General features: G+C 66.6%; 22 protein-coding genes. 10 read left to right on the forward strand and 12 right to left on the reverse strand.

What is annotated here, in order from left to right:
* Positions 1–41 precede the first annotated feature (41 nt).
* Positions 42–953: a tRNA glutamyl-Q(34) synthetase GluQRS gene (gene gluQRS, locus ACSUZJ_RS08020; protein WP_499414972.1), complete on the forward strand. Its 912-nt coding sequence runs from the start codon at positions 42–44 to the stop codon at positions 951–953.
* Here gluQRS and ACSUZJ_RS08025 read toward each other — a convergent pair.
* The 6 genes from ACSUZJ_RS08025 to ACSUZJ_RS08050 form a co-directional block, all read right to left on the reverse strand.
* Entirely contained in the window at positions 950–1,537 is a 588-nt protein-coding gene (locus ACSUZJ_RS08025) for a CHRD domain-containing protein (protein ID WP_499414974.1), read from the reverse strand. The genes gluQRS and ACSUZJ_RS08025 overlap by 4 nt on opposite strands.
* Positions 1,538–1,761: 224 nt before the next feature.
* Positions 1,762–2,223 (reverse strand): DUF421 domain-containing protein, encoded by a 462-nt coding sequence (locus ACSUZJ_RS08030; protein ID WP_499414976.1) that lies wholly within the window; start codon positions 2,221–2,223, stop codon positions 1,762–1,764.
* A gap of 101 nt (positions 2,224–2,324) precedes the next feature.
* Entirely contained in the window at positions 2,325–2,765 is a 441-nt protein-coding gene (locus ACSUZJ_RS08035; RefSeq protein ID WP_499414978.1) for a hypothetical protein, read from the reverse strand.
* Between the two features lie 250 nt (positions 2,766–3,015).
* Complete coding sequence (locus ACSUZJ_RS08040; RefSeq protein WP_499414980.1) at positions 3,016–3,669, reverse strand: response regulator; 654 nt, start codon at positions 3,667–3,669, stop codon at positions 3,016–3,018.
* Positions 3,666–5,204: an ATP-binding protein gene (locus tag ACSUZJ_RS08045; RefSeq protein WP_499414982.1), complete on the reverse strand. Its 1,539-nt coding sequence runs from the start codon at positions 5,202–5,204 to the stop codon at positions 3,666–3,668. The genes ACSUZJ_RS08040 and ACSUZJ_RS08045 overlap by 4 nt, the downstream gene beginning before the upstream one ends.
* 135 nt (positions 5,205–5,339) lie before the next feature.
* The gene (locus ACSUZJ_RS08050) at positions 5,340–7,619 is read right to left on the reverse strand and encodes a catecholate siderophore receptor Fiu (protein WP_499414984.1); all 2,280 of its coding nucleotides are present in this window, start codon (positions 7,617–7,619) and stop codon (positions 5,340–5,342) included.
* 304 nt (positions 7,620–7,923) lie between these two features.
* On the opposite strand from ACSUZJ_RS08050, the gene ACSUZJ_RS08055 reads away from it, so the two are divergent.
* Together ACSUZJ_RS08055 and ACSUZJ_RS08060 are read left to right on the forward strand one after the other, a co-directional pair.
* Positions 7,924–8,460: a hypothetical protein gene (locus tag ACSUZJ_RS08055; protein WP_499414986.1), complete on the forward strand. Its 537-nt coding sequence runs from the start codon at positions 7,924–7,926 to the stop codon at positions 8,458–8,460.
* Positions 8,457–9,863, forward strand: coding sequence for an NAD(P)-binding protein (locus ACSUZJ_RS08060; protein ID WP_499414988.1), 1,407 nt, complete (start codon positions 8,457–8,459; stop codon positions 9,861–9,863). The genes ACSUZJ_RS08055 and ACSUZJ_RS08060 overlap by 4 nt, the downstream gene beginning before the upstream one ends.
* A 157-nt stretch (positions 9,864–10,020) precedes the next feature.
* Here the strand turns inward: ACSUZJ_RS08060 and ACSUZJ_RS08065 are convergent, their stop codons facing one another.
* The 5 genes from ACSUZJ_RS08065 to ACSUZJ_RS08085 are packed head-to-tail and all read right to left on the reverse strand — an operon-like array spanning position 10,021 to position 14,484.
* The gene (locus ACSUZJ_RS08065) at positions 10,021–11,364 is read right to left on the reverse strand and encodes a sulfite reductase subunit alpha (protein ID WP_499414990.1); all 1,344 of its coding nucleotides are present in this window, start codon (positions 11,362–11,364) and stop codon (positions 10,021–10,023) included.
* A 29-nt stretch (positions 11,365–11,393) separates the two neighbouring features.
* On the reverse strand, positions 11,394–12,395 hold the full coding sequence (locus ACSUZJ_RS08070; RefSeq protein WP_499414992.1) for an FAD:protein FMN transferase: 1,002 nt from the start codon (positions 12,393–12,395) through the stop codon (positions 11,394–11,396).
* Between the two features lie 12 nt (positions 12,396–12,407).
* Positions 12,408–13,235 (reverse strand): DUF4198 domain-containing protein, encoded by an 828-nt coding sequence (locus tag ACSUZJ_RS08075; protein WP_499414994.1) that lies wholly within the window; start codon positions 13,233–13,235, stop codon positions 12,408–12,410.
* A 38-nt stretch (positions 13,236–13,273) separates the two neighbouring features.
* Positions 13,274–13,789 carry a DUF2271 domain-containing protein gene (locus ACSUZJ_RS08080; protein ID WP_499414996.1) on the reverse strand — a complete coding sequence of 172 codons (516 nt, stop codon included), beginning with the start codon at positions 13,787–13,789 and terminating at the stop codon, positions 13,274–13,276.
* 17 nt (positions 13,790–13,806) lie between these two features.
* Positions 13,807–14,484 carry a PepSY-associated TM helix domain-containing protein gene (locus ACSUZJ_RS08085; RefSeq protein ID WP_499414998.1) on the reverse strand — a complete coding sequence of 226 codons (678 nt, stop codon included), beginning with the start codon at positions 14,482–14,484 and terminating at the stop codon, positions 13,807–13,809.
* Between the two features lie 298 nt (positions 14,485–14,782).
* Here ACSUZJ_RS08085 and ACSUZJ_RS08090 point away from each other — a divergent pair, with 298 nt between their 5' ends.
* From ACSUZJ_RS08090 to ACSUZJ_RS08115, 6 genes are all read left to right on the forward strand, one after another.
* A complete protein-coding gene (locus tag ACSUZJ_RS08090) occupies positions 14,783–17,638 on the forward strand; it encodes a 2-oxoglutarate dehydrogenase E1 component (protein WP_499415000.1) in 2,856 nt (951 codons plus the stop codon).
* 71 nt (positions 17,639–17,709) lie between these two features.
* Complete coding sequence (odhB, locus tag ACSUZJ_RS08095) at positions 17,710–18,969, forward strand: 2-oxoglutarate dehydrogenase complex dihydrolipoyllysine-residue succinyltransferase (RefSeq protein ID WP_499415002.1); 1,260 nt, start codon at positions 17,710–17,712, stop codon at positions 18,967–18,969.
* 94 nt (positions 18,970–19,063) lie between these two features.
* On the forward strand, positions 19,064–19,444 hold the full coding sequence (locus ACSUZJ_RS08100; RefSeq protein WP_499415004.1) for a PspC domain-containing protein: 381 nt from the start codon (positions 19,064–19,066) through the stop codon (positions 19,442–19,444).
* A 16-nt stretch (positions 19,445–19,460) separates the two neighbouring features.
* Positions 19,461–20,894 carry a dihydrolipoyl dehydrogenase gene (gene lpdA / locus ACSUZJ_RS08105; protein ID WP_499415006.1) on the forward strand — a complete coding sequence of 478 codons (1,434 nt, stop codon included), beginning with the start codon at positions 19,461–19,463 and terminating at the stop codon, positions 20,892–20,894.
* A gap of 217 nt (positions 20,895–21,111) precedes the next feature.
* Positions 21,112–22,209 (forward strand): cell division protein ZapE, encoded by a 1,098-nt coding sequence (gene zapE, locus ACSUZJ_RS08110; RefSeq protein WP_499415007.1) that lies wholly within the window; start codon positions 21,112–21,114, stop codon positions 22,207–22,209.
* A 43-nt stretch (positions 22,210–22,252) separates the two neighbouring features.
* A complete protein-coding gene (locus ACSUZJ_RS08115) occupies positions 22,253–22,936 on the forward strand; it encodes a hypothetical protein (RefSeq protein ID WP_499415009.1) in 684 nt (227 codons plus the stop codon).
* A 143-nt stretch (positions 22,937–23,079) separates the two neighbouring features.
* Here the strand turns inward: ACSUZJ_RS08115 and ACSUZJ_RS08120 are convergent, their stop codons facing one another.
* Complete coding sequence (locus ACSUZJ_RS08120) at positions 23,080–23,838, reverse strand: PP2C family protein-serine/threonine phosphatase (protein WP_499415010.1); 759 nt, start codon at positions 23,836–23,838, stop codon at positions 23,080–23,082.
* A 177-nt stretch (positions 23,839–24,015) separates the two neighbouring features.
* Here ACSUZJ_RS08120 and ACSUZJ_RS08125 point away from each other — a divergent pair, with 177 nt between their 5' ends.
* Positions 24,016–24,216, forward strand: coding sequence for a YdcH family protein (locus ACSUZJ_RS08125; protein ID WP_056333185.1), 201 nt, complete (start codon positions 24,016–24,018; stop codon positions 24,214–24,216).
* Positions 24,217–24,220: the final 4 nt, after the last annotated feature.

Here is a 24,220-nt window from a genome sequence, read left to right on the forward strand (position 1 = left end):
TGGTATCGTGATGCCCCCGTAAAACGCATCCTGTTCCACACGTGAGCAACACCTACATCGGCCGTTTCGCGCCATCGCCCACCGGGCCGCTGCATGCCGGTTCGCTGGTGGCGGCGCTGGCCAGCTACCTCGATGCGCGCGCCCACCACGGCCAGTGGCTGGTGCGCATCGAAGACATCGACGAAGGCCGCAGCGTACCCGGCGCCGACCAGGCGATCCTGGCGCTGCTCGATTCGCTCGGCATGCATTCCGACGTCGACGTGGTCTGGCAGAGCCGCCGCAAGCACCTCTACCAGGCCGCCGCCGAGCGGCTGGGCGAGCACGCCTACGCCTGCGGCTGCAACCGGCGCGAGATCGTCGATTCGCGCCTGGGCGTGGCGCCCGACGGCGCGGCGATCTATCCCGGCACCTGCCGCGCCGGCCTGGCGCCGGGGCGCAGCATGCGCAGCCTGCGCCTGCGCGTGCCGGATGCGGGCCAGGACGCCATCACCTTCACCGACCGCTTCATGGGCACGCTCACCCAGCATCTGGCGATGGAAGCCGGCGACTTCGTCCTGAAGCGCGCCGACGGTTACTGGGCCTACCAGCTGGCGGTGGTGGTCGACGACGCCGACCAGGGCGTGACCGACATCGTGCGCGGCGCCGATTTGATCGATTCGACCGCGCGCCAGATCTACCTGCAACGCTTGCTCGGGGTGCCGACGCCGCGCTACCTGCACGTGCCGGTGGTGCGCAACGCCGCCGGCGAGAAGCTCTCGAAACAGACCGGTGCGCTCGCCGTCCTGCCCGGCGACGAAGCGGCGGCGGTAGCGGCCCTGCTCGACGCCGCCCGCTTCCTCGGCCTGCCGCTCGAACGCCCCGACAGCCTCGCCAGCTTCTGGCGGGCGGCGATTCCTGCCTGGTCAGCCATGCTGGCCGAACGGGAGGGGCGGTCCTCGCTTTCCGCAACCTAGGCCCGGCGCCGGCGCGCCATCATGCCCAGGCCGGCCATCCCCATCGCCAGCATGCCCCAGGTCGCCGGTTCCGGAATCGGCGCGGCGACCATGAAGCCGCGGATCTCGCCCTGCGGATAGCGGTCCGTGTGGATGTTGACGTAGGCCGTGCTGGCGTTGATGGCGTCGATCAGGGCGCTGCTGGCGCCCTGGGGCGTGCCGCCGTAGGAGGCCAGGAAGGCCGGATCGTAGATGGTGGCGTCGGTCAGGTCGAAGGCATGCGTGTACAGGCCGCCCTTCACCCCGAGCGGAAAGTCGACGAAGGGAACCGCGACCGGCGCAACGTCGGTGAACGAGGCCGTGGTGCAGCAGTGGATGTGGGCCGCGACGGTGTCCCCGAGCAGGTCGCGGAAGGGTACTTCGGCGCGCAGGATGTTGCCGTCGAGTTCGAATGTCGCCACGCTCGAGCCGGGTGAGCCGTTCGGCGGGCTTTCCGCCGGGCCGCTGGCGGTCGCCTTGATGATGGTGCCCGTCTGCGCCTGGGCGAGCACCGGGGCGCAGGCCGCCGCCGCGGCCAGGGCCAGAATGCTTAAGCTGTGCTTCATGGTAGACCTCCTGATCAGGAAAGAATCCAACGCGCCACGACGTGACGCTGCACAAAAAACTAGCACGTTGGCAGGAGGGCTCACACACCATACGGATGGGCATTGACCGCTGAGCAATTGGCTCACGAGGGAATGTTACCGCGGCAGTAAACGGCGAGAACATGATTCATTTTCCGAAGCATATGCCTCGAAGGTGAATCATGTTGCGGCTGCCACAGCCCGGCTTATTTTCTCTTCTGGATCGTGATGTCGCCGTCGGCCTCCAGGAAGGCCGACTGCATGTCCTGGCGTGCGCAGTCGGCCGCGCGCAGGGCCTGTTCGAGGTCGGCTTCGGTGATGCGGCAGCGCCGCACGATCCTGTCGAAGAAGACACCGTCGCGCCCGATCAGGATGGCGGTGCCGTCCAGCACCTTCGACATGCCACGGCTGTTCGCCGACAGCGCCGCGACGAGCGCATTGAGCACCAGCAGCGTGGCCGCGATGATCAGGCCGCCGCCGAGGGAATCGTCGCCGCCGGACAGCGAGTTCGACACGGCTTCGGACAGCAGCAGCATCACCAGCAGGTCGAAAGGCGTGAACTGGCCCACGGTGCGCCGGCCCGACAGGCGCACCATCACCAGCAGCGCCAGGTAGACGACCGCGCCGCGCACGACGAATTCCCACCACGGCAAATCCATATCGAACATAGCCACCTCGACGAATCCACGCTGATGAGCCGATTCTAATCATTTTGCCAACAGGCTGCCGTTCGCTTCGTGCGCTTGCGTGTCCCCTCGCTCAATCTTCCTTAGTCTTCCTTCCTGTAGCTGCGCAGGCGAAACACCATCTTGCCGCCGCTACGCTCGCAGAAGCCGCTCATCGTTTCGCCGGGCGCAATGGTCCGGCTCAGACGGGCGCCGGACTGCATGCCGGCGCAGGCCGCGTGCAGCGCGTCGGGGATGCCGGGCAGGGCCGGCGGGGCCGGCGGCGCGGGCAGGGCCGGGGGCGCCGGTGGAGCGGGCGGCGCAGGCAGGGCGGGCAGGTGCCCCGGCAAGCCGTCGTCGGGAGCGGGCGGAGCGGGCGCCACGGGCGCCGCGGGAAGAACGGGCGGTGCCGGCGGGGCCGGCGGCGCGGCGCAGGGGCCGCTTTCCGCCGGCCTGCAGTCGATGTGGACGGCGGCCTGGCTGGCGCCGGCGGTGTACAGCAGGACCGGCAGGGCCAGCAGGGCGAAGCAGCGTGGGGTAGGCATGGTGTTCTCCTCTTGATGGGCGCACGCGGCGCCGACCACTGCATCCTGCCTGGGCAATGTGGAGGAAAAATGGAGACCGGCGCTTCGCTAGGGAAGCAATGATTTATTCTGACGGATGGGATTGGCCATGGAAAAAAGCGGCCGGCAAGGCGCAAACCGCAGCCATACCGCGTGGTATGGCGAGGATTTGCAACGCAGCAGGACGTTTTTTCCGGGCCAAGACCGCCGACATGAATAAATCAGTGCTTCCCTAGAGGTCGAAACGGTAGCCGAGCCCGTAGATCGAGCGGATCGGCTCCAGGCCGGGCGCGGCCGCGTCGATCTTGCGGCGCAGGTTCTTGATGTGGCTGTCGATGGCGCGCTCGGTCACGTCCAGGTCGTCCTGGCGCACGAGCTCTAGCAGCTGCGCGCGCGTGAACACCTGGCCCGGACGGCGCGCAAGCGCGGCCAGCACCTCGAATTCGCTTGGCGTGAGCGTGAGCGGCCGGCCATGCACCAGGGCGCGGCGCGCCCCGGTATCGACGGCCAGGCCCGGGGGCGCCGTGCCGGTCCGGCGCAGGATCGCCTTGATGCGCGCCACCAGTTCGCGCGGGCTGAAGGGCTTGCACAGGTAGTCGTCGGCGCCTGCCTCGAGTCCGAGCAGGCGGTCGATCTCCTCGACGCGCGCGGTCACCATCACGATCGGCACCGTCGAGAAGGCGCGCAGCCCGCGGCACAGCGACAGCCCGTCCAGGCCGGGCAGCATCAGGTCGAGCACGACCAGCAGCGGCGGCGCGCGCCGGATGGCTTCCAGGGCCAGGGCGCCGTCGCCGAAGACGGTGGCCTCGAAACCGGCGCCGCGCACGTAGTCGGCCACCAGCGAGGCAAGCTCGGGTTCGTCCTCGACGACGTAGATGCGGTTCATGCGTCCTCCAGCGGCAGGGTGAGGTTCACGCGCAGCCCGCCCAGCGGCGAGTGCGCAAAGGCCAGCGCGCCGCCCTGGGCCTCGGCCAGGCGCTGGCACAGGGCCAGGCCCAGGCCGGCGCCGCCACCGGCGCGGCTGCGCGAAGCATCGACCCGATAGAAGCGCTCGCCCAGGCGCGCCAGCGCCTCGTCCGGCACGCCGGGCGCGCTGTCGTCCACGCTCAGGCGCAGTTGCCCTTCGCTAGCCTGGGCTGCGATGCGCACGTGGCCGCCCCCGGCGGTGTAGCGCAGGCTGTTTTCCAGCAGGTTGCGCAGCACCTGGCGCAGGCGCTCGGGATCGGCCAGCACGCACGCCCGCGCCGGTGCGGGACCGCGCTCCAGCGCCAGCCCGGCATCGCGCAGGCGACCTTCGAAGTCGTCCGCCTCCTCCATGGCCAGCGCCCACAGGTCGACCCGTTCGCGCCGGCACTCGAGCGCGCCGACGTCGGCGCGGGCCAGGGCGTACAGCTCGCCGATCAGGCGGTTCAGCGACAGGACCTGGCGCAGCATGGCCTCGACGCTGGCGGCATCGGCCTTGCGTACGCCATCCTGGATTGCTTCCAGCTGGGCGCGCAGCACGGCCAGCGGCGTGCGCAGCTCGTGCGAGGTGTCTGCTACCCATTGACGGCGCGCGCTCTCGAGTCCGCCCAGGCGCGCCGCCAGCATGTTGAAGTGGCCGGCCAGTTCGCCCAGTTCGTCGCTGCGGCCGGCCGGCAGGCGGATCTCGAAACGCCCTTCGGCAAGCGCGCGGGCACCCGCGGCCAGGCGTCCGATCGGACGGCGGAAGTGCGCCGCAAGCAGCACCGAGACAAGCAGGCTCAGGACCACGCCGGCGCCGACGATCAGCCACAGGCTGGCGCCCAGCTGCTGCAGGAAGGCATAGGCCAGGGCATCGGTCGGGCGGCTGGTGCGCGCCACCGCCAGGTAGCCGACCGTGCGGCCGTCGACCAGGATGGCGCGCCGGGTCAGCGGCAAGGCGCCGGGCGGGCGGCCGGCGAGCCAGGCGCCGCTGGAGTCGAGCAGGGTGGCGCGTTCCTGCAGGCTGGCGCCGTCCTCTCCCGCCATCAGGGGCAAGGGCGGCAGCGGCGGGGCAGGAGGCGCCGGCGGCGCCGGCAGGGCTGGCGCCGCCGGGGCGGCGGGAAGCGCGGGTGCGGCCGGCGACGCTGGCGCGGCTGGCGGGGCAGGCGGCGGGGCCATCGGGGCCGCAGGAGGGGACAGGCGGCGCAGGCGTTCCTGCCGCAGCCGCTCCAGCTCCCCGGCCAGCCAGGCGCGGCGCGCGCCCTCGTCGGCCGGCAGGAAATCCCAGCCGCCCTGCCGGGCATGGCGGCGCGCGAGATCGGACGACAGTTCGTCGAGGCGGTCCAGTTCGATCTGCGCCGCATAGTCGCCGAAGCTCTCCAGCACGTTCTGGCGCAGCAGCCAGACGGCGCTCGCCGCCACGGCCAGGATGGCCAGCAGGACCGAGACGAACAGGCGAAGGCCGATCGATATCTTCAAGGAGGCTTTGCTTGGGAGTGGAGGGCACCCCATTCTAGGCGAAGGCGCCGCCCGGGTCACCCATCGGCGGCGGCCATGAAAAAAACGCCCTGCGCCGCGAAGGCGAGGGCGTTGGCGCGGTATCCGCAGGAACGCCTAGAAGCGGAAGTTCGCCGTCAGGCTGGCCGAGCGCGGCGTGCCCGGGTTGTAGCGGTAGCCGCTCTTGTTGATGCTGGCGACGTAGCGTTCATCAGCGAGGTTGTAGACGTTCAGGCGCAGGTCGATGTTGCGGTTGATCGCATACGAAGCCATGGCGTCGAACACCCAGTACGACTCGGTATAGGCCGGGGTGCCGATTGCGCCATCGGTGCCGCGCAGCAGCCTGTCGCTGAAGCGCGCGCCGCCGCCGATCTTCAGGCCCATCGGCAGCTGGTACGAGGTCCACAGGGTGAATGACTGCTTCGGCGTGTAGGTGAGCACGTTCTCGCCGTTGGCCGTGAGCAGGCGTCCCGCTTCGACATTCGTGTCCATGTAGAGGTAGCCCGCGCTCACCATCCAGTTGCGCGCCAGTTCGCCGGTGGCGCCCAGCTCCACGCCCTGGACGCGCTTCTTGCCCGACTGCGACCAGCTGAGGTCGACCGGATCCTGCTCGACCTCATTCTTCACCTCGGTGCGGAACAACGCGGCGGTGAGGCCCAGCTTGCCCCTGAAGAGGTCGAGCTTGCCGCCGACCTCGGTGGTGAGGGTTTCCTGCGGATCGTAGATCGGGTTCTGGGCGCTGTTGAGGTTGCCCGACACCGTGAAGTTCGAGCCCGGCGGCTGCTTCGAGCTGGCGGCCATGGCGTACACGCTGCTGTTGGCGCCCGGCTTGTACAGGACCGAGAGCTTGCCGTTGACAACCGTGTCGCCCACCGTGAAGTGGGTCGGCACCAGTACGTTGTTGGTGAGGGCGACCACGGTGTAGTCGCCGCTGTAGTGGTCGGCGCGCACGCCGCCGTTGACGATCCAGTTCTCGCCGAACTTGATGGTGTCGAAGGCGTACAGGCTCTGGGTGTCGATCGCGCCCTGGTTGTAGGCGCCGGTGCGGTGTGGCGCCAGGCCCGTGACGGCCACGCCGGCGTCCGGATGGTAGAGGTTCGCCGGCGCCAGGGTACCCAGCCCGCTCAAGCCGTAGGTGACCTGCTTCTCGCTGGTGAACTCGATGCCGGTGACCAGGGTGTGGCGCAGGGCGCCGGTCTCGAACTGCGAGGTCAGCGCAGTCTGGTTGGTGAGGATGCGGTTTTCCTGGTCCTTCACCGTGCGGGTGTTGCGCACCAGGGTCCAGGTCGACGGGTCGCTCGGGTCGACCAGGTTCAGGTTGGCGCCGCTGGCGAGGAAGGCCGAGAGCAGGTAGTCCTGGCTGGTGCGGCCGTAGCGCGAGATGTTGTGCAGCCTGAAGCCTGGCGAGAAGTCGTGCTCGACGCGCACGGTCGCCATGTCGGCCTTCACCCTGTCGTAGTCGGTGCTGGAACCGTAGAAGTTCTGCGGGTCGACCGGCGCCGCGCTCGACAGTTGAGGCTTGTTCACGCGGTCCGGGCTGGTGTAGCCCGGTAGGCCGACGGTCGGCACGCCGCCGTCGGGAATGTTGTCCTGCTTGACGTGCAGGTAGTCGAGGACCACGCGGGTCGGGCCGTTCAGGCCGAAGGCGATGCTCGGCGCCACCGCCCAGCGCTTGTCGTTGACGACGTCGCGCGCGGGACGGCCCGAATCCTGGGCCATCGCGTTCAGGCGCAAGGCGATGCCGCGCTCGGCGTCGAGCACGCGGTTGACGTCGGCGGTGACGCGTTTCTGCGAGGCGCTGCCGATGGTGGCCGAGGCGCTGGCCATGTCGTCGAGCCTGGCCTTCTTCGTCACCAGGTTCACCGAGCCGGTCGGCGCGCCGCGGCCGTTGTCGGTGCCGGCCGGGCCCTTCACCACGTCGATCTGTTCGAGGTTGAAGACGTCGCGCGAGATCGAACCGACGTCGCGCACGCCGTCCACGAAGATGCTGCCCGAGGTGTCGAAGCCGCGCATGAAGATGGCGTCGCCGGTATTCGTGTTGCCGTTCTCGCCCAGGAAGAAGGCGCCCACGCCGGGCGTGTTGCGCAGCGCCTCGGTCAGGGTGAGGGCGCCTTGCTGCTCGATCAGTTCCTTCCTGATGACCTGCACGGATTGCGCGGTATCGACCAGCTTCTCGGTGTACTTCGGCGAGGACGGGCGCTCGGCGAGAAAGCCGGCATCAAGCTTGCCGCTGACTTCCACCTTCGCCACCGGGGCGCCGGCAGCCTCGTCATAAGCGACCGGCGCCGCGGTCTCGGCGGCGCCCGCTGCGAGCGGCAGCAGCATGGTGGCGAGCGCGGCGCTCATGTGTTGATGGAGGCGGGTGTGGGTGTGTTTGCGGCTGGTGATGGCTTGCATGGACCTTCCTGTTTTTCTCTCTTGATTGTCATGAGGCCCGCTGGGCGGGTCGCGTTTGTCGAACTGGACTATATGGTAATGAGAATCGTTCAACATGTAAACGAGAATCGTTATCATTTGCATTCCTATTGGGTTGACACAAATGAACTGATCAGGGAGGGCTGAGAGTCATGGTCGCAAAACAACGCTTCCTGTTGGTATGCGACTGGAATTGTCAGTAGCGAAGCACGTACAGTAGACTGCGACGTTGCTTTCCGCACAGCATCCATTGGCCTGCGCAGGAGGCGTTCACTCAGGAGTAGCCATGTTGAGAGAAATCGTCCGTGAATTATTCCGCCAGCTTGCGGAACTGGATGCCGACCGCGTGTACCGCCGCAGCGACCTGGTTGCCGCGGCGCTGGCCCTTGCTGTGGAGAAGAGGGTGCCGGATCCTTCTCCATCCGGCATGACCAGTGCGGTGGACTCGGAACTGGGCCAGAAGCAGCCACGATGGGGCTACTGGGTGGATCGGGTCGGTTCCGGCCTGTATCGCTTTCATCGGGAAGGGTCGGTGCTGGCCAGCGGCGCGCCGCCGCTCAGCCGGCAGGTCCTCGACAAGCTGCTCCCACCGGAAGTGCGCAGACAGCGGCAACGGCCGGACGCGGCGCCGCCTGTGATCGACAGGCGTGCACCCACCGGGCTGGTTGACGAGTTCCGCCAGGAGGCACCACGCGCCGCGCGCAGCTTCCTTGCGAGCGAATTCGGCGGGATGGACGCACGTACGCTGGTTGCCACCGACCTGTTGAAGCTCGATGAGAAAGAGCTGCAGGCATTGTTCGCATTGCAGGGGATAGCCTTATGACCATCAAGGACGAGAACAGTCTTGCCCTTCTTGCCTTCAACGTCGGCAGCAACCAGTTCGATATCAACCGCGGGCTGGCCTATATCAGCATGCGCGACCAGGTATTGCGGGCGCGGACGCTGGTCAATGCGGCGGTGGGCGCGAAGCTCTTCGAGGAAAGGACCGAGAGCGAGCAGGAGTATGCGGACAAGCCTGTCGACTACGACGTGACCGTGCTGGGAGCCGGCGTGGGCGGCATTTCGGTCGCGCTCGCGGCGGTCGAGAACGGCCTGAGGACCCTGGTCATCGATAAGAACGATCACTGTTTCTCGCTCCTGCGCCTGGGGACCGACCGGCTGCTCAGTACGACTGTCTACGATTGGCCGGCAAATCACTTCAGGAAGCATGCGTTTCCCGATTTGCCGGGCATTACATGCTCCGCCATGAACGATGAGTTCATCCTGAAATTCCCGGACAAGGCGGTGCGTGCCGATGCGCTTGCGGAGCATCTGGAAGCCCAGGTCGTAGTGGCCAGGCTAAAGTATGCCGATCGCCTGCGTTTCGCGCATGGCGTCGAAATCGATCACGATGACGCCATCGCGGCCCTTCACGGACGGCGGCTGTCGGTGCGTCACGAAGCTGGCTTGCCCCTACGGGGCGGCAAGATGGTCCGCGACATCAAGAGCAGGATCGTGGTCTATGCCTTCGGCTTCGGATCGGAAAAGGTGATGACGATGCCGGCCGCGCACATCAACGACTCGTTCTGGGGCTACGCCACGCTCGACGCCGACCTCGAAAAACTGGCAAGCGCTTCCGGCCCCGGTTTTGTCGATGTCCAGGGCGCTGGCGATGGCGGCCTGCAGGAAGCACTCCGGTTCGCGCTGGGACCGGACTGGCAGGACCTGGCGGCCGTCGCCGCCGAACTCGACGAAGCGGTCAAGCAGGATTTTCCGGAATGGGAAAACCGGCTACGGGACATCATGCTGGCCGAGGACAATGCCGCCCGGGCCTACATGTGGGGTTATGGCCCGGAAATCGTTTTCGAGCCGGTGGATGCCGTTCACCAGCTCCTGGTCGACGACTTGTTGAAGCATGTGCCGAAGCAGGTGGTGCAGTGGTTCGACAAGGTCGGCCGCAAGCAGGATCTGGAGATCACGGTCCATGACAGCCATGCGTTCTCCGGACGTGTGTATGCCTTGAACCGTTTCCTCTTCAAGCTGTTGGTCAAGCTCACGAGCGGGCATAAGGCACAGGTGAAGGTTCGCCGCGAGATGAAGGCCATGCCCAAGGTGGGGGGACGGATCCAGATCGACCGCAGCGGCCTGGCCCAGCTCTACGACAGGGTCGGAACCGCAAGCAAGTCCGATTACCTGCGCCGCGCCACGCTGCGCGCGATACCGAACCAATACGGCATTGCCGGGTGAGGCTGAGCAGCGCGACGGGCATCCATGTTCTTCACAGAAACTGTGGATAAACTTGTGAGTCGGTGCGGTTCTGGCGAGTCAAGTCATTGATCCGAAAAGGAAAACTTTCTTCGATGAGGAATTGGGCAGCGGGGCGGTACTGATCACGCCCTCGGGTTCAATAGACGTCGCGGCGGTAACGGCCCTGGGCCGCCAGATCATCAAGGGCATCGGGCCCGAGTATGTCGGCCAGCGCCTCGTGCACCCCGGTCGCCATGCCCTGCAGGCTGCCGCACACATAGATCGCCGCGCCGCGCTCGACCCAGGCGCGCAGCTCGTCGGCGTGTTCGAGCAGGGCATGCTGCACATAGCGCGGACCCGTGCCGTCGCGCGAGAAAGCCAGGTCGAGCCGCGCCAGTTTGCCCCCGTCGCGCCAGTCCTGCAGCTCCTCGCGGCACAGGAAATCGTGCGCGGCATTGCGCTCGCCGAAGACCAGCCAGTTCTGATGAACGCCTTGCTCGATGCGGGCCAGCAGGTGCGCACGCAGGCCCGCCAGCCCCGTGCCGTTACCGACCAGGATCAGCGGCCGCGCCGCGTTCTCGCCGAGGCGGAAGCGGGCATGGCTGCGCACGCGCAGGGCGATGCTGTCGCCCTCGTTCGCATCCAGGCAGAGCCAGCCCGATGCGGCGCCGGCGCTGCCGTCGGCATGGCGCTGCAGGCGCACCAGCAGTTCGATCCTGCCCTTGCTCGGGATCGAGGCGATCGAGTATTCGCGCGGCAGGCCGGGGTCGCGCGGCGCACTCACCTGCACCAGGTCGCCGGCTTCCCAGTCGGGCAGGACGCCGTCGACGGGCGCCAGCGCTACGCGGTAGAGCGGGGCGCCGGCGCTGCCGGGGTTGAGCAGGCGCCGCTCGGCGATGCGCCACTGCCCATAGGCTGGGGCCTCCCAGTCCGGCGCGTCGCTGGTGCCGGCCAGGTGGCTGAGCTGGTGCTGCCAGTTGGCGATCGCGTCCATGTCGCCGCGGTCGACGTCGATGCGCTCGAACAGCGGCGTGGCGCCGCGCGCCCGCAGCCAGGCGTCGAGCGCGCGGCCGAAGCCGCAGTAATTCGTGTAGCTGCTGTCGCCCAGGGCCATGACGCCATAGTGCAGCCGCGACAGGTCGGCGTCGCCGGCCATCGTAACGCCGGCAAAGCGCGCCGCCGCGTCGGGGGCGTCGCCTTCGCCATAGGTGCTGGCGATGAACAGGGCGCGCGTGGCGCCGGCCAGCGCGGGCGGGTCCAGCGCCGACATGCAGACGGCGCGCGCGTCCAGGCCGCTGGCACAGAGCGTGGCCGCGGTCTGCCGCGCCAGGTATTCGGCGTTGCCGGTCTGGCTGGCGTAAACCACCAGCCAGTCGCCCTCGAGGGGGGCGGGCAGGGCAGGCGCTTTCGGCCGGCGCAGCAGGGCGGCGCACATGCCGCCATAGGCGGCGAGGAGGGCGAGGGCGCTGCCCCAGCGCAGGGGATCGATGGTCAGCATCATTGCGGGGTCATTGCAAGCTTATTGCAGGGTCATTGCAACATCGCGCGCCAGGCGCTCGTCGTCAGTTCTTCCAGCCTGTGGGGACGCCGCAGCAGCAGGCGCGCGGCCAGCCCCTGCTCCTCGGCGAAGGCCAGGCCGGCATCAGGCCCGAGCACGGTGATCGTGGTCGAGAGGGCATCGGCCGCCATGCATTGCGGGTGCAGCACGGTGGCCGAGGCGATATCGTTGGCGATCGGGTAGCCGCTGCGCGGGTCTAAGGTGTGCGAGGCGCGCCCGGCGCCGTGGTCGAAATAGCGGCGGTAGTCGCCCGAGGTGGCGATCGCCAGGCCGTGCAGCGCGGCCACGGCCGGCACGCTGTCGCAGCCCGGCACGCCTTCGACCGTCACCCACCAGGGTTCGCCGCCGGGTTTCATGCCCGCGCCGCGCAGCTCGCCGCCGATCTCGACCACGTAGTGGCGCACGCCGTGCTGCTCCAGGCAAAAGGCGAGGCGGTCGACCGCATAGCCCTTGGCCACCGAGGATAGATCCAGCAGGGCGCCGCCCGGTTGCAGCAGACGCCGGCTTTCGCGGTCGAGCACGGGATGGAGCGAGGCGCGGTGGCTCAGCGTTTCCTGTACGCGCCCGGGCGCCGGGGCGTAGAAGCCGGGCTGGTTGTAGCGCCGCTCGGGACCGAAGCCCCACAGGTTCACCAGCGCGCCGGCAAACGGGTCGTAGGCGCCGCCGCTGGCCTCGTGCACCTGCAGCGCGCAGTCGAGCACGGCAAAAAAGCGCGGCGGCAGCGCGTGCCAGCTGCCCGCTTCGCTCCGGTTGTAGCGTCCGAGGACGGAACCGGGCTCCCAGTGGCTCATCTCGTCCACGATGCCGTCGAGCTCGTCCTGCATTTGCGCGCCCAGCTCGCTGCGCACGCCAGGGGGCAGCATCAGCCGCGCCGACCAGCTCGTCCCCATGGTCGCGCCGGCCTTCTCGACCAGCACGCTGCCGGCTGGGGGAAGGGAAGGATCGATGTCGAGGGGAACGAGGACCTGGCGCATGCGGGAAGCGAATTACTCCGGCAGGATCTCGAGCGAGGCCGTGTAGGCGTAGCGGCGGGTTTCCGGCGCATCCGGTGGCGGCGCGCCCTTGCCCGGCGCCGGCGGATAAACGGCGTTCACCCAGTACATGTTCGGCGCCGGCAGCTTGAAGCTGGCTTCGCCCTTGGCGTCGGTGGTGTGGCGGATCTCGCCGACCGTGCCGCGGTAGCGCACGCCGCCCGGCACCATGCTGAAGCCCAGCTTGGGCAGCGGCTTGCCGTCGAGCAGGAAGCGCACGCGCATGGTCTCGCCGGCGCGCAGGTCGTTCGGGTGGGTCAGCGGTACCATTTCCAGGCCAACATTGGTCGGCTTCAGTGCGCCTTCGCTGGTCTTGCGGGCCGAGACGAAGGTCTCGATGCGCTGGTTGGTGATGGTTTTCTTTACCTCAAGCGCGCCGGCCGGCACCTGCTTGGCGAAATCGGCTTCACTGCCGCGGAAGCGCTTCGTTTCACTACCTAACTTGTAGCTGCCCATCACATTGTTGCTGACCAGCGCGATGCGGTAGGTGCCGTCCTGCGGGAGCGGGATGTCGACGCTCGAACGCATCTTGCCCATCACCGACTCCGGCGCCGGGGAAGTCGTGCCGTCCGGGGCGGTGACGGTCAGGCCGTTCATGCGCAGCGGCACGTGGTCGACGTCGAACAGGCCGTCGGAGACGGCGCCGTCGATGGTCACCCAGGCGTCGTCCTTTTCCACCAGGGTCGAGGTCGGCACCATCCAGGGACGGTGGGCGCTGGCGCCGCCGGCCGCTGCGGCCAGGACGAGGGCGAGGACGCCGTGTTTGATCAGCTTGTTGTGCATGTTGGCTCCGCTGTTGGAATTGGCTTTAGTGGATTTGCTTATTTGATCTCGATCGAGACGGCGCCCAGCTCTTCCTTGCCGTTGGCGCTGGCAGCCACCTTGCCCTTGGCGGGCAGGGTGAAGGGCACGCGCACCAGCTCGCGGCCGCCCGCTTCGCGCGCCGCCTCGACGACCAGCTTGTAGTCGCCGGCGGGCAGCTTGTCGATGCCGGTGCGCGCGGGGCCGAAGCGCATGGTGTGGGTGCCGGCGGCCTTGGTGGCGCCGCTCACGCCGTCGATCGGCAGCTGGGCTTCGCGGCCGGCCTTGCGCCACCAGGTGCGCATGTCCTTGACCCATTTTTCGCCGGCATTGTCTTTCTTCTTGACGTCGTACAGCACGGCGAGCGTGGAAGCGACAGTCTGGTCGGCGCGTTCGATCCAGATCGCCACATAGGGCTTGTGGTACTCGGCCACGTTCATCTGCGGCAGTTCGAACTTGACGGACAGGTCGGCCGCCACCGCGCCGCTGGAAATCAGCGGCAGCGACAGGGCGGCAAGCGATGGGGACAGTTTCATGCGGTGCCTTCTTTAAATTAGTGAACGAACAGGAGCGCGAGCACGGCCGGCAACACGATGCCGAGGCCGATCACCGGCCAGGTCGACGGCCGGTTGGCCGCGTGGTACTTCAGGATCAGGAATCCGGTGATGCAGAAGACGATGCAGGCGAGCGCGAAGATGTCGATGAACCAGCTCCACACGGCGCCGGTGTTGCGGCCCTTGTGCATGTCGTTGAGCCAGGAAATCCAGCCGCGGTCGGTTTTCTCGTATTCGGCCTTGCCGTCGAGGCCGATGCGCAGCCAGGCGTCGCCGCCCGGACGCGGCAGGGCGATGTAGGCGTCTTCCTCGCTCCATTCGGCACTGCGGCCGCGCAGGTCGACCGGGAAGGCGCCGTTCGCCCATTCGGCCAGCTCCGCCGGCACCGGGGCCTCGGCGTCGGCATGCTGTTCGGCATAGGCCTGCAGTCCCGGCAGCAAGGCTGCCGGCACCGCGTTCGTCAGGCGTGTCACCTCGGGTTTGGCCTCGACCTGGGCCGCGTGGTTGAGGGTGAAGCCGGTAATACTGAAGAGCAGCATCGCCATCAGGCAGATTGCCGAGCTGATCCAGTGCCACTGGTGCAGCTGCTTGAGATAGACGGCGCGGCGCGGCCCCGGCAAAGCCGGGGCGGAAGGGGCGGCCGGGGTTGCTGGAGTAGTAGGTCCGGATGAGCTCATCCTCAAATGATAACGATTATCATTTAGCCGGTCAACCGCAGACCTCGTATCGCGTGCAGCTTTACAAATAGAAATAAATAATTTCTGGCTACAGAGCCCGTCTGGCCACTGCGCTTGCGTTACAATGTTGCGGGCCAGGTTGCCTACGCCAGGCAGCCAGGACCCCGTTTGCCTTGTAATACGTCCTTCCCCCACAACTTGATGTAGTAAGTGCGATCCGCTAACCGGTCAGGCCGTGTCGCGGAAGGTTAGATTAACCCGCCCCATACTCGCGAAGCGCGAAGAAAGGTGAGCAAGAATGATGCAGCAACAGAATGCGAACTCGTACCTGTTCGGCGGTAATGCGCCGTACGTGGAAGAGTTATACGAAGCGTACCTGAATAATCCGGGCTCGGTTCCGGAAAACTGGCGTGCTTATTTCGACCAGATGCAGCACGTGCCCGCGGTTGACGGATCGAACCGCCCGGACGTGGTCCACTCGTCGGTGGTCGCTTCGTTCGCGGAACGCGCGAAACAGGGTCCGATCCGCACCGTGATCGCCTCCCCGGATGCTGAACTCGGCCGCAAGCGCGTCGCCGTGACCCAGCTGATCGCCGCCTACCGTTACCTCGGCTCCCGCTGGGCCAACCTCGACCCGCTGCAGCGCCAGGAGCGTCCGCCCCTGCCGGAACTCGACCCGAGCTTCTACGGCTTCACCGAAGCGGACCTCGACACCGTCTTCACCATCAGCAACACCTACTTCGGCAAGGAAACCGCGCCCCTGCGCGACATCCTGAACTGGCTGCGCGACACCTACTGCCGTTCGATCGGCGCTGAGTTCATGTACATCAGCGATCCGGCAGAAAAGCGCTGGCTGCAGGAACGCCTGGAGTCGATCCGCTCGACCCCGGCCTTCACCGCCGAAAAGAAAAAGCACATCCTCGAGCGCCTGACCGCGGCCGAAGGCCTGGAGCGCTACCTCCACACCAAGTACGTCGGCGCCAAGCGTTTCTCGCTGGAAGGCGGCGAATCCTTCATCGCCTCGATCGACGAAGTGATCCAGCGCGCCGGTGAAAAGGGCGTGCAGGAAATCGTCATCGGCATGGCCCACCGCGGCCGCCTGAACGTGCTGGTCAACACCCTGGGCAAGAGCCCGGCCGACCTGTTCGAGGAATTCGAAGGCAAGCACGCCGACGACCTGCCGGCAGGCGACGTGAAATACCACCAGGGCTTCTCGAGCGACATCTCGACCCCGGGCGGCCCGGTCCACCTGTCGCTGGCCTTCAACCCGTCCCACCTCGAGATCGTCAACCCGGTCGTCGAAGGCTCGGTCAAGGCACGCATGGAACGCCGCGGCGACCGCCAGGGCAAGGAAGTGCTGCCGATCCTGGTCCACGGCGACGCCGCCTTCGCCGGCCAGGGCGTGGTCATGGAAACCCTGAACCTGGCCCAGACCCGCGGCTACGGCACGGGCGGCACGGTCCACATCGTCATCAACAACCAGATCGGCTTCACCACCTCCGACCCGCGCGACGCCCGTTCGACCATCTACTGCTCGGACGTGGTCAAGATGATCGAAGCGCCGGTGCTGCACGTGAACGCCGACGATCCTGAAGCGGTCGTGCTGGCCTCGCAGATCGCGATGGACTACCGCACCGAATTCGGCAAGGACGTGGTCGTGGACATCGTCTGCTACCGCAAGCTGGGCCACAACGAGCAGGACACCCCGGCCCTGACCCAGCCGCTGATGTACAAGAAGATCGCCAAGCACCCGGGCACCCGCAAGCTGTACGCGGAGAAGCTGGCTGCCCAGGGCACCATTCCGGCCGAAGCGGGCGACCAGCTGGTCGCCGAGTACCGCGCCGCCATGGACGCCGGCAAGCACACCGTCGACCCGGTGCTGACCGACTTCAAGAACAAGTACGCCGTCGACTGGGCGCCGTTCCTGAACAAGAAGTGGACCGACGCCGCCGACACCGCCGTGCCGCTGACCGAGCTGAAGCGCCTGGCCGAACGCATCACCAAGGTGCCCGAGAACTTCAAGCCGCACTCGCTGGTCGAGAAGGTCCTGAACGACCGCGCCGCCATGGGCCGCGGCGAGATGAACCTCGACTGGGGCATGGGCGAGCACCTGGCATTCGCTTCGCTGCTGGCCTCGGGCTACGCCGTACGCCTGTCGGGCCAGGATGCCGGCCGCGGCACCTTCGTGCACCGCCACGCCGTGCTGCACGACCAGAACCGCGAGCGCTGGGACCAGGGTATCTACCTGCCGCTGGCCAACGTGTCGGAAAACCAGGCCAACTTCACCGTGATCGACTCCGTGCTGTCGGAAGAAGCGGTGCTCGGCTTCGAGTACGGCTACTCGACCGCCGAACCGAACACGCTCACCATCTGGGAAGCCCAGTTCGGCGACTTCGTCAACGGCGCCCAGGTCGTCATCGACCAGTTCATCGCCTCGGGCGAAGCGAAGTGGGGCCGCGCCTCGGGCCTGGTCATGATGCTGCCGCACGGCTACGAAGGCCAGGGTCCGGAGCACTCGTCGGCGCGTATCGAGCGCTTCCTGCAGCTGTGCGCCGACAACAACATGCAAGTGGTGCAGCCGACCACGGCCGCGCAGATCTTCCACCTGCTGCGCCGCCAGATGGTGCGCCAGTTCAGGAAGCCGCTGGTGATCTTCACGCCGAAGTCGCTGCTGCGTAACAAGGACGCCGGCTCGCCGCTGACCGACCTGGCCAAGGGCGGCTTCCAGACCGTCATCGGCGAAGTGGACGAGAAGATCGACGCAGCCAAGGTCAAGCGTGTGCTGGTCTGCTCGGGCAAGGTCTACTATGACCTGGTCAACACCCGCAAGGCCCGCAACGCCAACGACGTGGCGATCATCCGTATCGAACAGATGTATCCGTTCCCGCACAAGTCGTTCGCGGCCGAGCTGAAGAAATTCAGCAACGCGACCGAAGTGGTGTGGACGCAGGATGAACCGCAGAACCAGGGTCCGTGGTTCCAGATCCAGCACAACATCTTCGAAAGCATGGAAGAAGGCCAGCGCCTGGCATACGCCGGTCGCGCCGCTTCCTCGTCGCCTGCGGTCGGTTATGCCGACAAGCACGTGGCGCAGCAGAAGGAACTGCTGGAAACCGCGTTCTCGAAGCTCAAGGGCTTCATCCTGACGAAATAACACCACTGCCCCCGTCGCGCCACAAGCGCCGCGGGGGCCTTTGCATACAGAATAATCAATCGGAGTTTTACATGGCACAAATCGAAGTCAAGGTCCCCCAACTGTCGGAATCGGTCGCTGAAGCAACCCTGCTGTCCTGGCACAAGAAGGTCGGCGAGCAGGTCGATCGCGACGAAAACATGATCGACATCGAGACCGACAAGGTGGTCCTGGAACTGCCGGCCCCGAGCGCCGGCGTGATCGTGCAGCTGATCAAGGCCGATGGCGCGACCGTCACCTCGGGCGAAGTCATCGCGATCATCGATACCGAAGCCTCGGCACAGACCAGCCCGGTCGCAGTGCGCTCGGCGCCGGTGCAGCAGGCCCCTGAAGCGGCAGCGCCTGCCGCCGCTGCGGCAACCGCATCGACCGGTTCCAAAGGCGACGTCGCCATGCCGGCCGCCGCCAAGATCCTGGCCGACAACAACATGAGCGCCTCGGATGCCACCGGCACCGGCCGCGACGGCCGCGTGACCAAGGGCGACGCCCTGGCCGCCGTTGCCAACAAGCCTGCGCAGGCGCCGGCGGCCGCTCCAGCGGCGGCCAAGCCAGCGCTTCAACAGGTCGCCGCACCGGTCGCGAACCTGGGCGACCGTCCGGAAGAGCGCGTGCCGATGAGCCGCCTGCGCGCCCGTATCGCCGAGCGCCTGCTGCAATCCCAGCAGACCAACGCCATCCTGACTACGTTCAACGAAGTGAACATGGCCCCGGTCATGGAACTGCGCAACAAGTACAAGGACAAGTTCGAGAAAGAGCACGGCGTCAAGCTGGGCTTCATGTCCTTCTTCGTCAAGGCCGCTGTCGCCGCCCTGAAGAAGTACCCGATCCTGAACGCCTCGGTCGACGGTAACGACATCGTCTACCACGGCTACTTCGACATCGGTATCGCGGTCGGTTCGCCGCGTGGCCTGGTGGTGCCGATCCTGCGCAACGCCGACCAGATGTCGATCGCCGAGATCGAGAAGAAGATCGGCGAATTCGGCCAGAAGGCAAAAGACGGCAAGCTGACCCTGGAAGACCTGTCGGGCGGTACCTTCTCGATCTCGAACGGCGGCGTGTTCGGCTCGATGCTGTCGACCCCGATCATCAATCCGCCGCAGTCGGCAATCCTGGGCGTGCACGCGACCAAGGACCGCGCTGTCGTGGAAAACGGCCAGATCGTCATCCGTCCGATGAACTACCTGGCGATGTCGTACGACCACCGTATCATCGACGGCCGCGAAGCCGTGCTGGGCCTGGTCGCCATGAAGGACGCGCTGGAAGATCCGGCCCGCCTGCTGCTCGACCTGTAATTCCGCAGTAACGTAGCAGGTAGTGAAGTAGAAGTAGTACGGAAGTCATGCCGCCGGGCGGCGCGCATGACTTCCGCAACCAGTGAGGACTGCCATGATCTCCGACGAAATCCGGCGTTTGCACGAACTGCACCAGGCCGGCGCCCTGAGCGACGCCGAATTCGAACAGGCCAAGGCGAAGGTCTTGTCGGGATCCTATCCCGGCAACGGCGCTGGCGGCGCCGGTCCGCGCGTCAACCTGAACAAGGGCGCCAGCGAGTTCAAGGCCGGCTGCAGCGTGGTCGAGACCCAGTTGCGCGCGCTGCGCCGTTCGCGTACCGACCGCTGGATCGGCGGCGTTTGCGGCGGCCTGAACGGCGTGCTGGGCATCGAGGCCTGGGTCTGGCGCCTGGTCTTCGTGTTGTTCACCCTGCTGACCTCGGGGTTTGGCGCACTGGTCTACCTGCTGATGTGGATTTTTGTCCCAGAAGAATAAATAAGGAAGCGTATTCATGAGTAACGAGAAACAATTCGACGTCGTCGTCATCGGCGGCGGCCCTGGCGGCTACATCGCCGCCATCCGCGCGGCCCAGCTGGGCTTCAAGACCGCCTGCATCGACGAGTGGAGCAATGCAGCGGGCAAGCCGGCTCCGGGCGGCACCTGCACCAACGTCGGCTGCATTCCGTCGAAAGCGCTGCTGCAGTCGTCGGAACACTTCGAGCACGCCGGCCACGCTTTCGCCGAGCACGGCATCAACGTGTCGGGCCTGGAACTGAACCTGCCGCAGATGCTCAAGCGTAAGGATTCGGTCGTCAAGGCGAACAACGACGGCATCCTCTACCTGTTCAAGAAGAACAAGGTCTCCTTCTTCCACGGCCGCGGCTCGTTCGCCGGCAAGGCCGAAGGCGGCTACACCATCAACGTCACCGGTCCGACTACCGAGACCCTGACCGCCAGGAACGTCGTCGTCGCCACCGGCTCGAACGCGCGTGAACTGCCGGGCGCACCCTTCGACGAGAAGCTGATCCTGTCGAACACCGGCGCGCTGGCCATCGAGGCCGTCCCGGGTAAACTCGGCGTGATCGGCGCCGGCGTCATCGGCCTGGAAATGGGTTCGGTATGGCGCCGTGTCGGCGCGGACGTCACCATCCTCGAAGGTCTGCCGACCTTCCTGGGCGCGGTTGACGAGCAGATCGCCAAGGAAGCGCACAAGCTGTTCACCAAGCAGGGCCTGAAGATCAACCTGGGCTGCAAGATCGGCGCCATCACCAAGGGCGAGAACGACGTCACCGTCGCGTTTGCCGATTCGACCGGCGCCGAGCAGACCGTCACCTTCGACCGCCTGATCGTCTCGATCGGCCGCGTGCCGAACACCATCGGCCTGAACGGCGAAGCCGTCGGCCTGCAGCTCGACGAGCGCGGCTTTGTCGTTGTCGACGACGAGTGCCGCACCAGCCTGCCGGGCGTGTGGGCGGTGGGCGACGTCGTGCGCGGCCCGATGCTGGCGCACAAGGCGGAAGAAGAGGGCGTCGCGGTTGCCGAGCGCATCGCCGGCCAGCACGGCCACGTCAACTTCAACACCATTCCCTGGGTCATCTACACCTCGCCGGAAATCGCCTGGGTCGGCAAGACCGAGCAGCAACTGAAGGCCGAAGGCGTGGCGTATAAAGCCGGCACCTTCCCGTTCATGGCCAACGGCCGTGCGCGCGCGCTGGGCGACACCTCGGGCATGGTCAAGTTCCTGGCCGACGCCACGACCGACGAAATCCTGGGCGTGCACATCGTCGGCCCGGTCGCTTCGGAGCTGATCTCGGAAGCCGTGGTCGCGATGGAATTCAAGGCCTCGTCGGAAGACATCGCCCGCATCTGCCACGCGCACCCGTCGCTGTCGGAAGCCGTCAAGGAAGCCGCGCTGGCTGTCGACAAGCGTTCGCTGAACTTCTAAACCCAGTGTGATGGCGCCGGCATGAAACATGTTGGCGTCGTTCCCTGAACCGTAGGGTGGACGGGTTCCCCGTCCACGCGTTCAACCAGCGTGTGATGAGCCACTGAACGGCTTGCAGACGTGCGCTGAACGCGTGGACGGCAGAGCCGTCCACCCTACGTCCTTATTTGCAGGCGACACGGTTTTATCCACGAGCCCGCAGCAAGACAAGAATCGTATGAACGTCCAAGAGTATTACCAGCACGCGCTGACCGAGCGCGGCTTCAAGTCCGACCCGGCGCAGGCGCGCGCGGTCGAGCGGCTGCAGCAGGCGTACGACGACTGGGTCCAGTACAAGGCCCAGCGGTCGTCCGCTTTCAAGCGCCTCATCAACCGTCCGGACGTGCCGAAAGGCGTCTACATGTGGGGCGGGGTGGGGCGGGGCAAGTCCTTCCTGATGGACAGCTTTTATTCCGTGGTGCCGGTGGTGCGCAAGACGCGCCTGCACTTCCACGAGTTCATGCGCGCCGTGCACCATCAACTCGATGAACTGAAGGGCGTCGCCGATCCGCTCGACGAGGTCGCCAAGCGCATCGCGAAGAAGTACCGCCTGATCTGCTTCGACGAATTCCACGTTTCCGACATCGCCGACGCGATGATCCTGTACAACCTGCTCAAGGCCCTGTTCGACAACGGCGTGTCCTTCGTGATGACCTCGAACTACGAGCCGTCCACGCTCTACCCGGACGGGCTGCACCGCGACCGCATGCTGCCGACCATCGCCCTCCTGCAGGACAAGCTCGACGTCATGAACGTCGACGCCGGCAACGACTACCGCAAGCGCGCCCTCGAGCAGGTGCAGGCGTATTACACGCCGCTGAACGCCGCCTCCGACCACCAGTTGCGCGAGGCGTATGCGAAAGTGGCCGACACCGCGGACGAGAGCCCGATCGTGCACATCGAGAACCGCGAGATCCGCGCCCTGCGCCGCGCCGGCGGGGTGATCTGGTTTGACTTCGCGACGCTGTGCGGCGGGCCGCGCTCCCAGAACGACTACCTGGAACTGGCCACGCGTTTCCACACCGTGATCCTGTCGGGCATTCCCGTGATGTCGGCCGGACAGTCCTCGGAAGCGCGCCGCTTCACCTGGCTGATCGACGTGTTCTACGACCACAAGGTCAAGCTCATCATGTCGGCTGCGAGCGAACCCGAGGAGCTCTATACCCAGGGCATGCTGGCGAACGAATTCCACCGCACCGTCTCGCGTATCATTGAGATGCAGTCGCGCGAGTACATGCTCGCCGAGCGGCGCGGCGCGGCCGACGCCATCGCCTGACCGATCAGCCAAACGAAGGCAAAACAAGGCAACAAGGAACAAGATGAGAAAAGCACAGTCCGTATTGCGCAGCGCAGCCTGCACCCTGGTCCTCGGCCTGCTGGCCGCCTGCGCCAGCGAGCGCCAGGCGCCGCCGCCGGCGCCGGCCTCGCCCACCACCTCGGTGGCCCAGGCCGACGAGCGCCTGGCTGCCGTGGCCGCCGAGCGCGCGGCGATCGAGGCGCGCTATGCCGAGCGCGAAGCCGTCTGCTATGAAAAATTCTTCGTGAACAACTGCCTGGACGAGGCCAAGGAGCGCCGCCGCATCGCGCTCGCGGTCCAGCGCGCGATCGAGATCGAAGCCGAGTATTTCAAGCGCAAGAACCGGGTCGAGGAACGCGACCGCGCGATGGCCGCGGCCGAAGCCGAGTACCAGGCGGAAGAAGCGCGCATGGCCGCCGAACCGTCCGCGCCGCCGAAGGCGCCGAACGTGACCCCGCCGCCGCGTCCGTCGCCGGTGGCCCAGCGCATGGCGCGCCACAAGGAGCGCACGCAGCAGGCCGCCGCGAAGGAAGCGGCCGAGGCACCGAAGCGCGCCGCGAACGCCGCCGCCTACGAGGAACGCCGCCGCAAGTCGGAGGAGCGCCAGCGCGAAGTGGCCGAGCGCAAGGCCGAGCGCGAGGCGAAGCAGGCAGCGAAGGCCGAGAAGGAGAAGGCGGCTGCCGAGAAATCGTCACCGGCGCAGTAGGGTGGGCGCCCCTGTGCCCACGCGTGAAGCAAGCATAACGCTGGCGGAATTGGGCGTCCGCGAGCCCACGCGTACAGGGTAAGCAGACGCCTTTCAAACGCCAGCATGGCGCCGGCTTCACGCGTGGGCACGGGGCGCCCACCCTACGGGACCGGCTTGACCAGTTTCACAATCACCATCGAGCAATTCCCACCCTTGCCCTGGGAGCGTTCGGCCGCCTTGTTGATGAGCATTTCGGACGCCTGGCGCGGCGTCGAGCGGGCCAGGGCGGCGCCGAGCTCGGCGTCGGTGAAGAAATGCCAGAGGCCATCCGAACACAGCAGGAACTGCTCGCCCGCCGCGATGCTGGTGTGCATGCCAACGGTCACGAACGGTTCCTTGCGGCTGTTGCCCAGCACATTGAGCAGCAGTTTCGAGCGCCGGTGGTTGCGCGCCGCCTCGAGCGGCAGGCGATCGGCCACCAGGTGCTCGATGTAGGCGGCATCGCTGGTGCGCTCGGTGCACTGGCCGTTCTCGAAACGGTAGAGACGCGAATCGCCCACGTGGGCCCAGACCGCCTCGCCATGGGGCGAGAGCAGCAGGCCGACGAAGCTCGCATGCGCCTCTTCGCCGGTGGTGACCGCATTCATCTTGATGACCAGGTGGGTTTCCTGCACGATCTCGCGCAGCAACTGGGCCAGGCGCTCGGGATGCGGGCCGTCGCCCGGCTTGAAGCTGTCGAACACCTGCTTGGCCGTGTGCAGCACCTGTTCGGCCGCCGCCGCACCGTTGATGCCGTCCGACAGCAGCGCCAGCACATGACCGGGCGCGCGCGCGCCAGTCAGGATGGCGACCCTGTCGTTTTGCCGCGGGCGGTTACCGATGTGTTGCGCAGTACCCGCATCGATCTTGAAGAGATTCATAAACTTTGATGCTTTCCGTGGCTGGGCAGCCAATCTTTGTTGGCGGCAACGTCGCTGTAGATTAAACTATGCACCGAGAAGCCACCGTGTTGCAAGCTGTAAGCTTGACGCGGCAAGGCGCCAGTCAGCTGTCCCGCCATCCCCGCCTTGTTGAAACACCTGTTTGGAACCGCCATCATGACCGATGTCCAAGACATCCAGCGCCGCATTATCGAACTCGACGTTGAACACCGTGACCTGGACGCGGTCATCGCGATGCTGACAGCCGATGGCCATGCCGACCAGCTCCAGCTGCGCCGCCTCAAGAAGCGCAAACTGCAACTGAAAGACCATATCACCCTGCTGAAGATGCAACTGGTGCCGGACGTGCCGGCCTGAGTTC

It is taken from the genome of Telluria sp. B2, assembly GCF_051789535.1.
GTDB lineage: Bacteria > Pseudomonadota > Gammaproteobacteria > Burkholderiales > Burkholderiaceae_D > Telluria.

Excerpts from the sequence above, each read along its gene's own strand:
- ACSUZJ_RS08060 (WP_499414988.1), top strand. The coding sequence starts at position 8,457 with ATGACCATCAAGGACGAGAACAGTCTTGCCCTTCTTGCCTTCAACGTC.
- ACSUZJ_RS08065 (WP_499414990.1), bottom strand. The coding sequence starts at position 11,364 with ATGATGCTGACCATCGATCCCCTGCGCTGGGGCAGCGCCCTCGCCCTC.
- ACSUZJ_RS08100 (WP_499415004.1), top strand. The coding sequence starts at position 19,064 with ATGATCTCCGACGAAATCCGGCGTTTGCACGAACTGCACCAGGCCGGC.
- ACSUZJ_RS08075 (WP_499414994.1), bottom strand. The coding sequence starts at position 13,235 with ATGCACAACAAGCTGATCAAACACGGCGTCCTCGCCCTCGTCCTGGCC.
- ACSUZJ_RS08035 (WP_499414978.1), bottom strand. The coding sequence starts at position 2,765 with ATGCCTACCCCACGCTGCTTCGCCCTGCTGGCCCTGCCGGTCCTGCTG.
- ACSUZJ_RS08070 (WP_499414992.1), bottom strand. The coding sequence starts at position 12,395 with ATGCGCCAGGTCCTCGTTCCCCTCGACATCGATCCTTCCCTTCCCCCA.
- ACSUZJ_RS08115 (WP_499415009.1), top strand. The coding sequence starts at position 22,253 with ATGAGAAAAGCACAGTCCGTATTGCGCAGCGCAGCCTGCACCCTGGTC.
- ACSUZJ_RS08030 (WP_499414976.1), bottom strand. The coding sequence starts at position 2,223 with ATGTTCGATATGGATTTGCCGTGGTGGGAATTCGTCGTGCGCGGCGCG.
- ACSUZJ_RS08090 (WP_499415000.1), top strand. The coding sequence starts at position 14,783 with ATGATGCAGCAACAGAATGCGAACTCGTACCTGTTCGGCGGTAATGCG.
- ACSUZJ_RS08080 (WP_499414996.1), bottom strand. The coding sequence starts at position 13,789 with ATGAAACTGTCCCCATCGCTTGCCGCCCTGTCGCTGCCGCTGATTTCC.
- odhB (WP_499415002.1), top strand. The coding sequence starts at position 17,710 with ATGGCACAAATCGAAGTCAAGGTCCCCCAACTGTCGGAATCGGTCGCT.
- zapE (WP_499415007.1), top strand. The coding sequence starts at position 21,112 with ATGAACGTCCAAGAGTATTACCAGCACGCGCTGACCGAGCGCGGCTTC.
- ACSUZJ_RS08125 (WP_056333185.1), top strand. The coding sequence starts at position 24,016 with ATGACCGATGTCCAAGACATCCAGCGCCGCATTATCGAACTCGACGTT.
- ACSUZJ_RS08025 (WP_499414974.1), bottom strand. The coding sequence starts at position 1,537 with ATGAAGCACAGCTTAAGCATTCTGGCCCTGGCCGCGGCGGCGGCCTGC.
- ACSUZJ_RS08055 (WP_499414986.1), top strand. The coding sequence starts at position 7,924 with ATGTTGAGAGAAATCGTCCGTGAATTATTCCGCCAGCTTGCGGAACTG.
- ACSUZJ_RS08120 (WP_499415010.1), bottom strand. The coding sequence starts at position 23,838 with ATGAATCTCTTCAAGATCGATGCGGGTACTGCGCAACACATCGGTAAC.
- ACSUZJ_RS08050 (WP_499414984.1), bottom strand. The coding sequence starts at position 7,619 with ATGCAAGCCATCACCAGCCGCAAACACACCCACACCCGCCTCCATCAA.
- ACSUZJ_RS08085 (WP_499414998.1), bottom strand. The coding sequence starts at position 14,484 with ATGAGCTCATCCGGACCTACTACTCCAGCAACCCCGGCCGCCCCTTCC.
- lpdA (WP_499415006.1), top strand. The coding sequence starts at position 19,461 with ATGAGTAACGAGAAACAATTCGACGTCGTCGTCATCGGCGGCGGCCCT.
- ACSUZJ_RS08040 (WP_499414980.1), bottom strand. The coding sequence starts at position 3,669 with ATGAACCGCATCTACGTCGTCGAGGACGAACCCGAGCTTGCCTCGCTG.